Source organism: Sphingobium sp. 22B, assembly GCF_001580035.1.
GTDB lineage: Bacteria > Pseudomonadota > Alphaproteobacteria > Sphingomonadales > Sphingomonadaceae > Sphingobium > Sphingobium fuliginis.
In genome coordinates this window covers 1-13,190 of the sequence record NZ_LTAB01000057.1, presented here as the reverse complement: position 1 = coordinate 13,190, position 13,190 = coordinate 1, and the positions used below count along the sequence as shown (strand labels likewise).

Here is a 13,190-nt window from a genome sequence, read left to right as displayed (position 1 = left end):
TGGGAGATGGATCCCCGCCTTCGCGGGGATGACGGGGAGGGGCGGGGATGAGGGAGGAGAGGCGAGGATGAGGGAGGAGAGCCGGGGATGAGGGGACGAGCGGCGGGGATTGGTCCGCCGGTCCTTTGCGGGGCACGGCCGGTCGCGGAAAAAGGGTTAAAAAAGGCGTGTTTATTTGACTTTAACCTTGTGCTTTTACAAAATTGCGGATGAACGCGCGGCGGGGGTCGGGCGATATTTGCCCCGGGGGCGTGTTTTACCGTGTTTCATGATGGTCAGATCAATGCCCAGCAGGGTGGCGCTTCCGCGTCCCTGTGGCTGACTGACTCGATCCGCAGGGCGGGACCGGCCGAGGATCGGCGCGACTGGCGGGAGAAGCTGCGCGACTGGGCCGAGGATGTGGAACTGGTTCCCGACCTTGGCCAGCGGGTGGGAAGTTTCACCTGGTTCCGGGGACTTGCGACCTGTTTCGGGCTGTGCGCGGCGGCGCTTTATCTGTCGCCGGGCTTTCATGCGCTGCCCGGCGCGCCGCAGCCGCTGATGCCGGCGAGGCAATTCGACGAAGTGCGCAGCCAGATGATCATGCCGCTTGCCCTGGGCGCGGACAGCGGGCGGCGCATGGGGCCGACCGACGCGGTGCAGCCGCTGCGCGAGACGCCGGAGCGGCCGCAGATCGAATTGCGCGCGCAGATCGGCGGCAGCGATTCGCTGGGCCGGGCGCTGGCGCGGGCGGGCGTGAGCGGCGGCGACGTGGCGACGGTGACGAGCCTGGTGGCGGGCGACACCGGCGCGGGATTGAAGCCGGGCACGCCGCTGGACATCGTGCTGGGCCGCCGGCCGAGCCGGGACGTGCCGCGGCCGCTGGACAGGCTGAGCTTCCGGGCGCGGCTCGATCTGGGGATCGAGATCGCGCGGGCCGGCGGGGTCCTGCAGGTGCAGCGGACGGCGATCCATGTGGACGAGACGCCGCTGCGCATCCAGGGCGTGGTGGGCGAGAGCCTCTATCGTTCGGCGCGGGCGGCGGGCGCGCCGCCCAAGGCGATCCAGAGTTTCCTGCGCGTCGTCGCGCAGCAGGTCGATCTCGGATCGATCTCGGCGGGGGACCGCTATGACATCGTCACCGAATATCGGCGGGCCGACACGGGCGACGTGGAGGTGGGCGACCTGCTGTTCGCCGGGCTGCACCGGGCGAGCGGGCGCGGCATCGACATGCTGAAATGGACGCAGGACGGGCGGACCCAGTGGTTCGAGGCGTCGGGCGTCGGCCAGCGGCGCGGCGTGCTGTCGGCGCCGGTGGCGGGGCGCATGTCGTCCAGCTTCGGCATGCGGCGCCATCCGATCCTGGGTTATACCCGCATGCATGCGGGGATCGATTTTGCCGCCCATTATGGGTCGCCCATCTATGCGGCGACGGACGGCGTGGTGTCCTATGCCGGGCGGCATGGCGGGCATGGCAATTATGTGCGGCTGGAGCATGGCAACGGCCTTGCCACCGGCTATGCGCATATGAGCCGCATCGCCGCGTCGCCGGGGCAGCGGGTGCGGCAGGGGCAGGTGATCGGCTATGTCGGATCGTCGGGCCTGTCGACCGGGCCGCATCTGCATTATGAGCTGTACCGGAACGGACGGACGATCAATCCGCTGTCGGTGCGGTTCACCACGACATCGCAACTGGCGGGCAGGGAGCTGGCGGCTTTCCGGCAGCGGCTGGTGCAGTTGAAGAGCCTGCGCATCGGCCTGCCCGTGCAGGTGGCGCAGAAGACCGCGGCGCCGGCCGCGGCCGGGAAATAGCTTTTCGCGGGCGATTCCCTCCGCTAACGGGCGGGAATGAACGCAGCGGCTTCCGACATCACCGCGATCCTGCTGGCCGGGGCGCGGCCGATCCCCGATCCCCTGGCGGCGGCGGCCGGCGTGGCGGTCAAGCCGCTGGTGCCGGTGGCGGGGGAGCCGATGATCAACCGGCCGGCCCGCGCCCTGCTGGCGCATCCGGCGGTCGGGCGGCTGGTCGTGCTGACCCAGGCGCCGGAGCTGTTCGCCGACGATCCGGCGACCGCCTGGCTGGCGGAGCATCCCGAAGTGCGGTTCGAAAGGAGCGGGGGCGGAATCGCTTCCTCCCTCATCGCCTTGCTGGACCGGGGGGACCTGCCCTTTCCCCTGCTGATGACGACGGCGGATCATGTGCTGCTGGACGGGGCCATGCTGGACCAGATGGTGCGCGAGGCATCCGGCGCGGACATCGCCGTGGCGATGGTCGAGCGCAGGACATTGCTGGCGCGCTATCCGGGGTCGCGGCGGACCTGGCTCAAATTTCGCGACGGCGGGTGGTCGGGGGCGAATCTCTTCTGGTTCGGCAGCGGCAAGGCGCGGCCGGTGGTCGCGCTGTGGCAGGAGGTCGAGCAGGACCGGAAGAAGGGGTGGAAGATTCTGTCCGCCTTCGGGCCGCTGGCCCTGCTGGGCGCGGTGCTGCGGATTTCGACGCTGCGGGGCGGGATCGCGCGGGTGGGGCGGCGCTTCGGGATCGTGGCGCGGCTGGTGGCGATGGAGAAGGCGGAGGCCTGCATCGACGCGGACAAGCCGGACGACGTGGCGCTGATCGAGGCGATCCTGGCGGGGTCTGTGCGATAGAAGCGGCGTGTTCCTGCCTGCGCAGGAGCACCTAATTCCATTTCCGCATGTTGTTCCATGTTCGAAAGTCAGTAGGCGTCCAGTTCCTCCAGCGCGGTGAAACGCTGCGACCAGAGCGCGCCGTAGACCGCCATCCACTGCACGACGGGCGCAAGGCCCTTGGCGCGGGCGGAATAATAGGTTTCGCGTCCGGCGCGGCGGGCCGTCACGAGGCTGGCGCGTTTCAGCTTGCCGAGATGGCGGGACACCATGGGTTGCGATACGCCGGAAATGGCGGTGAGGGCGTGGACGCTCTGTTCCCCTTCGCGCACCAGATATTCCAGCAGGGCGCGCCGGGTGCCGTCCGACAGGGCCTTGAACAGTTCGTCGCAGGAGGCCGATCGATCCCCCCTTAAAATATGGTCGGTCATGGACCCATTCATAATCATCGGGTTATGGGTGGGTCAAGGTGAAGGCGGTTTTTACCCTTTGCAGCGGCGTTAACCAAAAAAACTTTGGGCCTGTTCTGCGCTGAGTCTTTTGAGTCACACTAGCCGATCTTGAGTCTTTCGAGTCGCTGTCGACTCAATATCTAGTGGCTACCCGGTTCGTTCTCCGTCATGTTAACCATTATGTGAGGCTTGAACCCTAAGTTGCTGATCTTGACGGCTGACTCCGGAGGACTCATCGCTGGGCCTCAGAAGGAAACGGGGGTCACGAAATGGGTGTCATGGAACGCGTCGCGCCGCGGCGGAAAAAGGCGGTTGCGCCCGTGGAGGTCGAGGCCGACCGCCTGCTGCGCGGCGACTGCATCGCGGAAATGGCGAAGCTGCCCGATGCGTGCATCGACATGATCTTCGCGGACCCGCCCTATAATCTCCAGCTTGGCGGCGACCTGTTCCGGCCCGAGGGCAGCCGGGTGGACGCGGTCGACAATGACTGGGACAAGTTCGATACGCTGGGTTCCTACGACCGCTTCACCAAGGCCTGGTTGCGGGAAGCGCGGCGCATATTGAAGCCGAACGGCACCATCTGGGTGATCGGCAGCTACCACAATATCTTCCGCGTCGGCACGGCGTTGCAGGATGAGGGCTTCTGGATCCTCAACGACATCATCTGGCGCAAGTCCAATCCCATGCCCAATTTCAAGGGCACGCGCTTCACCAACGCGCATGAGACGCTGATCTGGGCGAGCCAGGGCGAGGATGCGCGATATACGTTCAACTACAAGGCGATGAAGACGCTGAACGACGAGTTGCAGATGCGGTCCGACTGGGTGCTGCCGATCTGCGGCGGGCAGGAACGGCTGAAGCGCAACGGCACCAAGGCGCATCCGACGCAGAAGCCGGAGGCCCTGCTCTATCGCGTGCTGCTGGCCTGTACGAAGCCGGGCGACGTGGTGCTCGATCCCTTTTTCGGCACCGGGACGACGGGTGCGGTGGCCAAGCGCCTGGGCCGCAGGTGGATCGGCATCGAGCGCGAGGACGATTATATCGAGGTCGCGCTGGAGCGGATCGAGGCCGCGCTGCCGCTGGACGAAAGCGCGCTGACCATCATGCAGACGGCGCGGCAGCAGCCCAAGGTGGCGTTCGGCACGCTGGTCGAGACGGGCTATCTGCAGCCCGGTGCGGTGCTGACGGATTCGAAGCGGCGCTGGCAGGCGGTGGTGCGGGCGGACGGTTCGCTGTCGGTGGGGGCGGATACCGGCTCGATCCACAAGATGGGCGCGACCCTGCAGGGTGCGCCGAGCTGCAATGGCTGGACCTTCTGGCATTGCGAGGTGGAGGGCGTGCTGAAGCCGATCGATGCGCTGCGGCAGACCTATTTGCTGGCGAACGAGCCTTAACGATCCCGGATTCCTTTCGGGCTCTGGGCGACGGAGTTTGAAGATGTTGCCACAGCTTCCTGCCGATGCGCGCCTTTACCTGCGCCCCATCTGGTTCGTGCCGTCGCCCGTCGGTCTGGCCGACGGGTCGGCGGCGCGGATGGGCAATGGGTTGCTGTGGTTCCAGGCTTATGAGCTGACGGCGCGGAAGGACGGGCGGCGCGTGGCGCGGGCGACGGTGCCGGTCGCGGAATTTGCCGACGCCATTGCGGGGCTGCCCGATGCGCTGGCGGAGCGGGCGCAGCGGCTGGCGGCCAATATCTCTGCGCAGCGTCCGCCCCTGGTGCTGGGGGAACGCACCATCCGGTTCGACGCGCCGCAGGTGATGGCGATCCTGAACATCACGCCGGACAGCTTTTCCGACGGCGGCAGGCATATGGACGATCCGCAGGCGGCGGCCGATGCGGGCTTCGCCATGGCGGCGGCGGGGGCGGCGCTGATCGATGTGGGCGGCGAATCCACCCGACCCAGGGCGCCGCGCCTGTGGGAAGGGGATGAGATCGCCCGCGTCGTGCCGGTGATCGAAAGGCTGGCGGCGGCAGGGGTTCCCATGTCCATCGACACCCGCAAGGCGGCGGTGATGGAAGCCGCGCTGGCGGCGGGAGCGGCGGTCGTCAATGATGTGAGCGCGCTGCGGCATGATCCCCGCGCCATGGAAGTGGCGGTTGCGGCGGGGTGCCCCGTCATCCTGATGCATGCGCCGTCGGCCGGGGACGATCCGCACGACAATGCCGGGGGTTATGGCGATGTCGTGGCCGATGTGTTCGACATGCTGGAGGCGCGGGTGGACGCCTGTCTGGCGGCGGGGGTGCCGCGCGGGAAGATCATGGTCGATCCGGGATTGGGATTCGGCAAGTCGCTGGGCGACAATCTGGCGCTGGTGAACGGGCTGGCGACGTTGCAGGGGCTGGGCGTGCCGCTGCTGTTCGCGGGCAGCCGCAAGCGCCTGATCGGGGCGCTGTCGAACGAGGCGCCGGCGGCGGAGCGGCTGGGCGGATCGGTGGCCCTGGTCTTTCGCGCCGCTGAACTGGGCGCGCAGATGGTGCGGGTGCATGATGTCGCGGAAAGCGTTCAGGCGCTGCACCTCTGGCGCGGTCTGGCGGATGCGGGCTTGGGCGCGGTTTAGAGCATCGTGCGGAGAAAGGGGAGGCGGTTTAGGCCTTGCCGGGAAGGTTCCCGCTCAGCCCGTGGCGGAGGCCGTTCGGCCTATCGCAGCCAGCCTTTCGCCCGATAGGCTTCGGCAGTGGCCTTCAATCCCTCTTCCGTCGGCACCCGGGGCACCCACAGCTTTTTGGGCGGTTGCCTGCGCTTCGTCACCACCCAGTCCGGGTGGCAGAAATAGCTGACCCGGTCGGGCGTCAGCCTGGCGTTCCTGCCGCGCACCAGCCGGTCGAGCCGCGCGCCCATGCCCAGCAGCCAGGCGGGCGTCGCGAAGGTCCGCACCGCCCTCTCTCCAGGCCGTCCGACGGCGCGTCCGATCGCCTGCGCGAAGTCCATATGGTCCCAGCCGCCGGGCGTGCCGTCATCGACCTCATAGACATGGGTCAGGCTCTTCATGTCCTTTTCGACCGCCAGCGTCAGGAACAGACGGGCGAGGTCGCCCACCTCGATCACCGACAGGCGTCCGCCGGGCGGCATCAGCATGATCCCGCGCCGGGCCATGCGGAACAGTTCCAGCATCTCCCGGTCGCCGGGGCCGTAGATGGCGGGCGGGCGGATGATCGTCCAGTCGAGGCCGCTCGCCTTCACATGCCGCTCCGCCAGTTCCTTCGACCAGCCATAGTCCGACAGTTCCGGTTCCCGCGCCGAAAGCGAGGAGACGTGGATCAGCCGCTTGACCCCGCGATGCCGCATCGCGTCGACCACCGCCATGGTGCCGCGCGCATTGCCCGTTTCGAAGCCTTCGCGGTCGGGCGCGTTCACCACGCCGGCGATGTGGATCACCACATCGGCGTCGCGCACCAGCGTGTTGAGCGCCGCCCGGTCCTCCAGCGCGCCGGGCACCCATTTGAGATGGGCGCGCGGCGGCTGCGCCCGGCGGGTGATGGCGCTGACATGATGTCCCGCCGCCAGAGCCTGATGGAGCGTTTCGGCGCCGACGAAACCCGTCGCGCCCGTCATCGCAATGCGCAGGGACATGGGATCAGACCATCGCCATATGATCGCGGTGGACCAGCACCGAGCGGGGCAGATGCCCCAGCAGCGCGGCGATGTCCTCGCTGCGCTTGCCGGCGATGCGGGAGGCTTCGTCGCTGTCATATTCGATGAGGCCGCGGGCGATCACCCGACCATCCTCAGCCAATATGTCGACCACGTCGCCGCGGGCGAAGATGCCATCGACCCGCGCCACGCCGGCCGGGAGCAGGCTGTTGCCGCGGCCCAGAGCCGCCTCCGCCCCCGCATCGACCACGATCCGACCGCGCACGGTGAGGCGGCCGGCGAGCCAGCCCTTGCGCGCGCCCCTGGCCTGTGCGGCGAGGAAGATCGAGCCCTTGCCGCCATCGGTCCAGTGCGACAGCGGCGAGTCCACCTTGCCGGAGATGATCGCCAGATGCGCGCCGGCCCCGGTCGCGATCCGCGCCGCCTCGATCTTGGAGGTCATGCCCCCCGATCCCATGCCCGAGGCGGAGCCGCCGTCCGCCATCCCGGCGATGCGCGCATCGATGCGCTCGATTGTCTCTATCAGCATGGCGTCCGCATCGACATGCGGGTTGGCGGTGTAAAGCCCGTCGACGTCCGACAGCAGCACAACTGCGTCAGCCCGTGCCGCCTGTCCGATGCGCGCCGCCAGCCGGTCATTGTCGCCGAAGCGGATTTCCGCCGTGGCGACGCTGTCATTCTCGTTCACGACCGGCACGACGTCGAGCGCCATCAGCCGTTCCAGCGTGGCCGACGCATTGAGATAGCGGCGGCGGTTTTCCAGATCGTCCAGCGTCACCAGCATCTGCGCGGCGGTGATGCCCCTTTCGTGGAGCAGGCTGGCCCAGCATTGCGACAGCGCGATCTGACCGGTGGCGGCGGCCGCCTGCGCGTCTTCGAGCGAGCCGCGTCCGCCCTTGGGCAGTTTCAGCCGCCGGGCCCCCAGGGCGATGGCGCCGGAGGAGACGATGATGATCTGCTGGCCCGCAGCCTTGCGCGCCGCGATGTCGGCCACCAGCGTGCGCAGCCAGGATTGGCGCACCTCGCCATTCGGATCGACGAGCAGGGCGGAGCCGATCTTGATGACCAGGCGGCGGATTTGCGAAGGAGGGAAGCCGGAGAGGGAAGAAGTCATGAAGCGGTCCGAATGCGCTCCTCCCCTGCAGGGGAGGCGTTGGGGTGAGGAGGCAAGGCGGGGGAAGCCCTATCCGGCCAGCCCCCATCCCCGACCCCTTCCCTGAAGGGGAGGGGAGGAGTTACAGTGGCGACCACGGCTTCTCGTCTTCTTCTTCTGTCCCATCCTCATCATCCTCGCCGGGCTGGTCCAGCAGCGGCAGCACTGCGTCCAGCAGGGCCGGCACGCCTTCGCCGGTCGCGCCGGAGATGATGAACACATCGTCCACCCCGGCCTCGTCCCGAAGCTGGCCGGCAATGTCCTCCATCAGTTCCGGCCCCAGCAGGTCGCCCTTGTTGATCGCCACGATCTGCGGCTTTTCGTCCAGCCCGCCGCCATAGGCCGCGAGTTCATCCTGCACGATGCGGAACTGTTCGACCGGGTCGTCGCCGGTCGCGTCGATCAGGTGCAGCAGCACCCGGCAGCGTTCGACATGGCCCAGGAAGCGGTCGCCGATCCCCGCACCCTCGGCCGCGCCCTCGATTAGGCCCGGAATGTCGGCCAGGACGAATTCCCGGTCGCGATGCAGCACCACGCCCAGTTGCGGCTTGGTGGTGGTGAAGGCATAGGCGCCGACCTTCGCCTTGGTGTTGGTGACCTGGTTGATGAAGGTCGACTTGCCCGCATTGGGCATGCCCACAAGGCCCACATCGGCCAGCAGCTTCAGCCGCAGCCACACCCACATTTCCTGCCCCGGCCAGCCCGTGCCATGCTGGCGCGGGGCGCGGTTGGTGCTGGTCTTGTAGGACAGGTTGCCGCGTCCGCCGTCGCCGCCGCGCAGCAGCACGACGCGTTGCCCGACCTGCGTGAAGTCGGCCAGCAGTTCCTGTTCATATTCCATCGTCCCGTCCTCATCCTCCGTACCGTCGACGGGCGTGGGATCGGACAGGATCTGCGTGCCCACCGGCACCTTGATGACGAGGTCTTCGCCGCCTGCGCCATAGCGGTTCTTGCCCGCGCCGGGCATGCCGCGCTGCGCCTTGAAATGCTGGGTGTAGCGGAAGTCGATCAGGGTGTTCAGCCCGGCCACCGCCTCGAAGATGATGTCGCCGCCCTTGCCGCCGTTGCCGCCGTCGGGACCGCCATATTCGACATATTTTTCGCGCCGGAAACTGACCGCGCCGGGACCGCCCCAGCCGGACTTGATGAAAATCTTCGCTTGATCAAGAAAATGCATCGCGCGCCCATAGCGGTTTATGCGGCGGAATTAAACAGGCGCGCGGCAAAAGCGGCCGCTTGCCCGAAAAGCGGCCGGCGCCGGAGAAGGCGGCGCCGTGCCGCCATCCCCGGCAGCAGGGATCAGGCCGCCAGCGCGGGCAGCGAATCCCCGTAGAGGTCGGTCGACGAATCCGTCATCATGGGGATGGCGCCCGCCTGTCCGGAGGCGCCTTCCTCGAAGACCAGGCAATCCGCCGCCGCGCCCCGGCCCAGGCTGAAGCGCCTTTCCATCCGGCCGGTATAGCGGAAGCCGAGCTTGCGCAGGACGTTGCCGGATGCCGGATTGTCCACGAAATGGGCGGCGCGCACATCGCGAACGCCCGAGGCGCGGGCCATGTGCATGACGGCGCTGGCCGCTTCGGTCGCGAAGCCGAGTCCCCAATAGGGGCGGGCGATCCAATAGCCCAGCTCCACCCTGCCATCAGCCGCCGCATGGAGGCCGCAGCCGCCGACAAGGCGCGGTGCGCCCTTGGTGCGGGTGAAGGCAAGCAGGCTGGGCAGGCGCGGGTCCTGCGGCTGGGCCAGGAACGCCTGCGCATCGGCCTGGCTGTAGGCGGCCGGTGCGCGGGTCAGGTTGCGCAGGACGGCCGCATCGCCGATCGCTTCGGCAAGGGCCGGCGCATCTTCCATCCAGCCGGGCCGCAGCAACAGGCGGGGGGTACGGGCGAACATCGAAAGTCTCCTAATCTCCGGCGCGCCAATGACCGCGAAAAGTTACGGCTTGACGACTATCTTCTCTGGCTGGGCCCCGCCCGCACGACGCGCGAGAAAGCGAGGGGTTCCAGAGAGTTGAGGGAAATTCAGGGGAGACGCCCGTCGACACGAAAAAGGGGCGCTCCCGGATGGGGCGCCCCTTGTTTCCCTCGAACTCTGGCGGTGTGACCAAAGTCGTTCCGCCAGGAGGATCGCCCCGATTGCGAGGGACGATCCGTCATCGATCGTCCGTTATTCGGCTGCTTCGGCCAGTGCGTCGACCGACACATATTTGCGGCCGAGCTTGCCGGTGTGGAATACCACGCGGCCTTCACCCAGCGCGAACAGCGTGTGGTCCTTGCCCATGCCGACATTGCGGCCCGGATAGACGCGGGTGCCGCGCTGGCGAATGATGATGTTGCCGCCGATCACTTCCTGACCGCCGAACTTCTTCACGCCAAGGCGCTTCGATTCCGAATCGCGACCGTTGCGCGACGAACCGCCAGCTTTCTTATGTGCCATGACTTAAACTCCTCGTGACTTTGCTGCGGCTCAGGCGATCGACACGATCTTGAGGATCGTGTGATTCTGGCGGTGGCCGTTGCGACGACGGTAGTTGTGCCGGCGGCGCTTCTTGAAAACGATGACCTTCTCGCCCTTCGCCTGCGCGACGATTTCGGCGGCGACGGTCAGCTTGGCTGCGTCCTTCACGTCGCTGCCTTCGCCGGCGAACAGGACGTCATCCAGGGTCACCTTGTCGCCAGCCTCACCGGCCAGCTTCTCGACGACGATCTTGTCTCCGGCGGCGACGCGATACTGCTTGCCGCCCGTGCGCACGACTGCGAACATGGCTCTTCTCTTCTCGTTCAAATCTGCTTTACGCAGATCGTCGAGGGACAATGCCCTGTTGGACCCGCGCGGGAATGTGGCCCGCTACTGGAATGACTCGCCCATGTCAACCGGCAAGCGCGGCATTCGGGGCTGGTTTTTGGCCTTGCGCGTCCCTATCTTGGCGCGGCGAAAGGATAGCATCACGCATGACGCCAGCGCCATACAGGAATGAAGCACTGGCCGCCCGGCTGCTGTTCATCCTGACCCTGTGGCTGTCGATCGGCGTGGCCCTGCTGAGCGCGCTCGCGCCCCTGGGGCCGCCATCCAGCCGGTTCACCGGCTCCGCCTTCAACCCGGCCACCACCGCAGTGGTGTTGAAGGCCCGCGCCCATGCGACCCCTGTCGCCGCGCAGGCCATCGAGCCGGATGGCGACGGGCGGGCGCCGTTTCCGGCGTTCGCCATGAGCGGGCCGATGGTCATTGCGATGCTGCCGGTCGTCGTCCTGCTGCGCGCCGGCGACCGATTCTCTCCCGCCTTCGTTTCTTTCCCGTCCTCCCACCTGCTTTCCCCCCGGCGGGCGCGGGCGCCCCCGGTCCTTTCCTGACGCATCGCCCTCAGGGCGGCCGTTCCAGGCCGCCATCAGGAAAAAGGAGCCTCTTCATGACCCGCAGAAGATCGAGACGCGGCAGCACGGGGTCGTCCCGCCGCCGTCCGCCATGGTGGTTCATGCCGGCCGTCATGGCGGGACTGGGCGCGGCCGGCGCGCTGTTGTCGGCGGCGATGCTGACCGTCGCTGAATGAATATGATATGCCGCCGATGGAGGGCGTTCCTCCATCGGCGGTCAGGGAAAGACACTCCATGCCCCATCACACGCCCCTGATCGGAACGATCGTAGCGGGCCTTGTCGTCGCCTTCGTCATGGGCGCCATCGCCCATCGCCTGAAATTGTCGCCGCTTGTCGGCTATCTGATCGCCGGGATCATGGTCGGGCCGTTCACGCCGGGCTTCGTCGCCAATGCCAGCCTGGCCAATGAACTGGCGGAGATCGGCGTCATCCTGCTGATGTTCGGCGTCGGCCTGCATTTCTCCTTGCGCGACCTTCTGTCGGTGAAGAACATCGCGGTGCCCGGCGCGCTGGGCCAGATCGCGGTGGCGACGCTGATGGGCATGGGCCTGGCGCATGTCATGGGCTGGCCGCTGCTGGGCGGGCTGGTCTTCGGCCTGGCGCTGTCGGTGGCGAGCACCGTCGTGCTGCTGCGCGCCCTGCAGGGGGCGGACCTGGTGGAAACGCGCCGGGGCCGGATCGCCGTCGGATGGCTGATCGTCGAGGATCTGGTGATGGTGCTGGCGCTGGTGCTGCTCCCCGCGCTTGCCGGGGTCATGAACAATGCCGATGCGGCGGGCGGGGCCAATGCGGGGGCCTTGCTGGCGCCGCTGCTGGGCACGCTGCTGAAGGTCGCGGGCTTCGTCGCGCTGATGCTGGTGGTCGGCCGCCGCGTCATTCCCTGGGCGTTGCACTGGGTCGTGCATAGCGGATCGCGCGAGCTGTTCCGCCTGGCCGTGCTGGCGATAGCGCTGGGCGTCGCCTTCGGCGCGGCGGTGGCGTTCGACGTGTCCTTCGCGCTGGGGGCGTTCTTCGCCGGCATGATCTTGGGCGAGACGCCGCTCAGCCGCCGCGCGACGGAGGAGACGCTGCCGCTGCGCGACGCCTTCGCCGTGCTCTTCTTCGTTTCCGTCGGCATGCTGTTCAATCCGGCGGTGCTGGTCGAGCAGCCGCTGCCGTTGCTGGCCACGGTGGCGATCATCATCGTCGGCAAGTCGATCGCCGCCTTCGCCATCGTCCGCGCCTTCGGCCATCCGGGCGACACGGCGCTCACCATCGCGGCGAGCCTGGCGCAGATCGGGGAATTCTCCTTCATCCTCGCCTCCTTGGGGACGGGACTGGGGGTCTTGCCGGCCGAGGCGCGCGACCTGATCCTTGCGGGCGCGATCGTTTCGATCTTCCTCAATCCGCTGATCTTCTCCCTGATCGTGCGCGGGCACAAGCAGGAGGAGGTCGAGGAAGAGGCGCAGGCCCAGAAGGCGAAGGCGAAGCCGCGCATCGGCCATGTCATCCTGGTCGGCTATGGCCGGGTGGGGAAGCTGATCGCGGATCGGCTGGCCGAGAAGGGCGCGCATTTCGTGGTGATCGAAGCCGATTCCGACCGGGCGGAGGAGGCGGAGGAGGCCGGCCTTACCGTGGTGCGGGGCAGCGCGCTGGAGGACCGGCATCTGCGGGCGGCCGGCATAAACGAGGCGCGGCGGCTGCTGATCGCCGTGCCCGAAGGGTTCGAGGGCGGCGCGATTCACGAACATGCGCGCCACCTCAATCCCCATCTTCAGGTCATCGCCCGCGCCCATTCCGATGCGGAGGTCAGGCATCTGGAGGGGCTGGGCGTGCCCCATGTGGTGATGGGGGAGCGGGAGCTGGCGGCGCGGATGCTGTCGCTCTGCGGGGCGGGTTAGGGTGTTGTCAAACGGAGCTTGGTCGATAGATGCGAAGGCATTCTAGGGTTTGTGGGGATTCATCGTGAGTTGATGATGGCTGCGGCGAGATAGATCATTGCAGAGAAGCTCTGGTCGGTTTTGCAGGCACGCATAGCGA

General features: G+C 67.5%; 14 protein-coding genes. 7 read left to right on the top strand and 7 right to left on the bottom strand.

The features are described 5' to 3' along the window. Window positions 1-261: 261 nt before the first annotated feature. Both A0J57_RS24580 and A0J57_RS24575 read left to right on the top strand, forming a co-directional pair. Entirely contained in the window at window positions 262-1,791 is a 1,530-nt protein-coding gene (locus tag A0J57_RS24580; RefSeq protein WP_061940807.1) for a M23 family metallopeptidase, read from the top strand. 36 nt (window positions 1,792-1,827) lie between these two features. Further along, window positions 1,828-2,625, top strand: coding sequence for a nucleotidyltransferase family protein (locus A0J57_RS24575; RefSeq protein WP_061940805.1), 798 nt, complete (start codon window positions 1,828-1,830; stop codon window positions 2,623-2,625). 68 nt (window positions 2,626-2,693) lie between these two features. Here the strand turns inward: A0J57_RS24575 and A0J57_RS24570 are convergent, their stop codons facing one another. Next, window positions 2,694-3,035, bottom strand: coding sequence for a helix-turn-helix transcriptional regulator (locus A0J57_RS24570; protein WP_061940813.1), 342 nt, complete (start codon window positions 3,033-3,035; stop codon window positions 2,694-2,696). 290 nt (window positions 3,036-3,325) lie between these two features. Between A0J57_RS24570 and A0J57_RS24565 the strand changes: the two genes are divergently transcribed. Both A0J57_RS24565 and folP read left to right on the top strand, forming a co-directional pair. After that, a complete protein-coding gene (locus A0J57_RS24565) occupies window positions 3,326-4,450 on the top strand; it encodes a site-specific DNA-methyltransferase (RefSeq protein WP_025551601.1) in 1,125 nt (374 codons plus the stop codon). A 43-nt stretch (window positions 4,451-4,493) separates the two neighbouring features. Further along, the gene (gene folP / locus A0J57_RS24560) at window positions 4,494-5,615 is read left to right on the top strand and encodes a dihydropteroate synthase (protein WP_061940802.1); all 1,122 of its coding nucleotides are present in this window, start codon (window positions 4,494-4,496) and stop codon (window positions 5,613-5,615) included. Between the two features lie 80 nt (window positions 5,616-5,695). Here the strand turns inward: folP and A0J57_RS24555 are convergent, their stop codons facing one another. The 6 genes from A0J57_RS24555 to rplU form a co-directional block, all read right to left on the bottom strand. Next, window positions 5,696-6,628, bottom strand: a complete 933-nt coding sequence (locus A0J57_RS24555) for an NAD(P)-dependent oxidoreductase (RefSeq protein ID WP_061940799.1) — start codon at window positions 6,626-6,628, stop codon at window positions 5,696-5,698. A 4-nt stretch (window positions 6,629-6,632) separates the two neighbouring features. After that, on the bottom strand, window positions 6,633-7,763 hold the full coding sequence (gene proB / locus A0J57_RS24550) for a glutamate 5-kinase (protein ID WP_061940796.1): 1,131 nt from the start codon (window positions 7,761-7,763) through the stop codon (window positions 6,633-6,635). Between the two features lie 121 nt (window positions 7,764-7,884). After that, a complete protein-coding gene (gene obgE, locus A0J57_RS24545; RefSeq protein WP_061940793.1) occupies window positions 7,885-8,979 on the bottom strand; it encodes a GTPase ObgE in 1,095 nt (364 codons plus the stop codon). A gap of 122 nt (window positions 8,980-9,101) precedes the next feature. Beyond that, complete coding sequence (locus tag A0J57_RS24540; protein WP_061940790.1) at window positions 9,102-9,692, bottom strand: GNAT family N-acetyltransferase; 591 nt, start codon at window positions 9,690-9,692, stop codon at window positions 9,102-9,104. Window positions 9,693-9,965: 273 nt separating this feature from the next. Continuing rightward, window positions 9,966-10,235 (bottom strand): 50S ribosomal protein L27, encoded by a 270-nt coding sequence (gene rpmA, locus A0J57_RS24535; protein WP_022683124.1) that lies wholly within the window; start codon window positions 10,233-10,235, stop codon window positions 9,966-9,968. 30 nt (window positions 10,236-10,265) lie between these two features. Then, window positions 10,266-10,562 carry a 50S ribosomal protein L21 gene (gene rplU, locus A0J57_RS24530; RefSeq protein ID WP_007683601.1) on the bottom strand — a complete coding sequence of 99 codons (297 nt, stop codon included), beginning with the start codon at window positions 10,560-10,562 and terminating at the stop codon, window positions 10,266-10,268. 188 nt (window positions 10,563-10,750) lie between these two features. Here rplU and A0J57_RS24525 point away from each other — a divergent pair, with 188 nt between their 5' ends. The 3 genes from A0J57_RS24525 to ybaL are packed head-to-tail and all read left to right on the top strand — an operon-like array spanning window position 10,751 to window position 13,051. Next, window positions 10,751-11,149, top strand: coding sequence for a hypothetical protein (locus tag A0J57_RS24525; protein WP_064232786.1), 399 nt, complete (start codon window positions 10,751-10,753; stop codon window positions 11,147-11,149). 56 nt (window positions 11,150-11,205) lie between these two features. After that, window positions 11,206-11,346, top strand: coding sequence for a hypothetical protein (locus A0J57_RS26760; protein ID WP_165363323.1), 141 nt, complete (start codon window positions 11,206-11,208; stop codon window positions 11,344-11,346). Window positions 11,347-11,404: 58 nt separating this feature from the next. Beyond that, window positions 11,405-13,051: a YbaL family putative K(+) efflux transporter gene (gene ybaL / locus A0J57_RS24515; protein WP_025551612.1), complete on the top strand. Its 1,647-nt coding sequence runs from the start codon at window positions 11,405-11,407 to the stop codon at window positions 13,049-13,051. Window positions 13,052-13,190: the final 139 nt, after the last annotated feature.

What these genes read in the sequence shown, in the direction of transcription:
- A0J57_RS24575 (WP_061940805.1), top strand. Translation starts at nt 1,828, where the DNA reads ATGAACGCAGCGGCTTCCGACATCACCGCGATCCTGCTGGCCGGGGCG.
- A0J57_RS24570 (WP_061940813.1), bottom strand. Translation starts at nt 3,035, where the DNA reads ATGACCGACCATATTTTAAGGGGGGATCGATCGGCCTCCTGCGACGAA.
- A0J57_RS24565 (WP_025551601.1), top strand. Translation starts at nt 3,326, where the DNA reads ATGGGTGTCATGGAACGCGTCGCGCCGCGGCGGAAAAAGGCGGTTGCG.
- folP (WP_061940802.1), top strand. Translation starts at nt 4,494, where the DNA reads ATGTTGCCACAGCTTCCTGCCGATGCGCGCCTTTACCTGCGCCCCATC.
- A0J57_RS24555 (WP_061940799.1), bottom strand. Translation starts at nt 6,628, where the DNA reads ATGTCCCTGCGCATTGCGATGACGGGCGCGACGGGTTTCGTCGGCGCC.
- proB (WP_061940796.1), bottom strand. Translation starts at nt 7,763, where the DNA reads ATGACTTCTTCCCTCTCCGGCTTCCCTCCTTCGCAAATCCGCCGCCTG.
- obgE (WP_061940793.1), bottom strand. Translation starts at nt 8,979, where the DNA reads ATGCATTTTCTTGATCAAGCGAAGATTTTCATCAAGTCCGGCTGGGGC.
- A0J57_RS24540 (WP_061940790.1), bottom strand. Translation starts at nt 9,692, where the DNA reads ATGTTCGCCCGTACCCCCCGCCTGTTGCTGCGGCCCGGCTGGATGGAA.
- rpmA (WP_022683124.1), bottom strand. Translation starts at nt 10,235, where the DNA reads ATGGCACATAAGAAAGCTGGCGGTTCGTCGCGCAACGGTCGCGATTCG.
- rplU (WP_007683601.1), bottom strand. Translation starts at nt 10,562, where the DNA reads ATGTTCGCAGTCGTGCGCACGGGCGGCAAGCAGTATCGCGTCGCCGCC.
- A0J57_RS24525 (WP_064232786.1), top strand. Translation starts at nt 10,751, where the DNA reads ATGACGCCAGCGCCATACAGGAATGAAGCACTGGCCGCCCGGCTGCTG.
- A0J57_RS26760 (WP_165363323.1), top strand. Translation starts at nt 11,206, where the DNA reads ATGACCCGCAGAAGATCGAGACGCGGCAGCACGGGGTCGTCCCGCCGC.
- ybaL (WP_025551612.1), top strand. Translation starts at nt 11,405, where the DNA reads ATGCCCCATCACACGCCCCTGATCGGAACGATCGTAGCGGGCCTTGTC.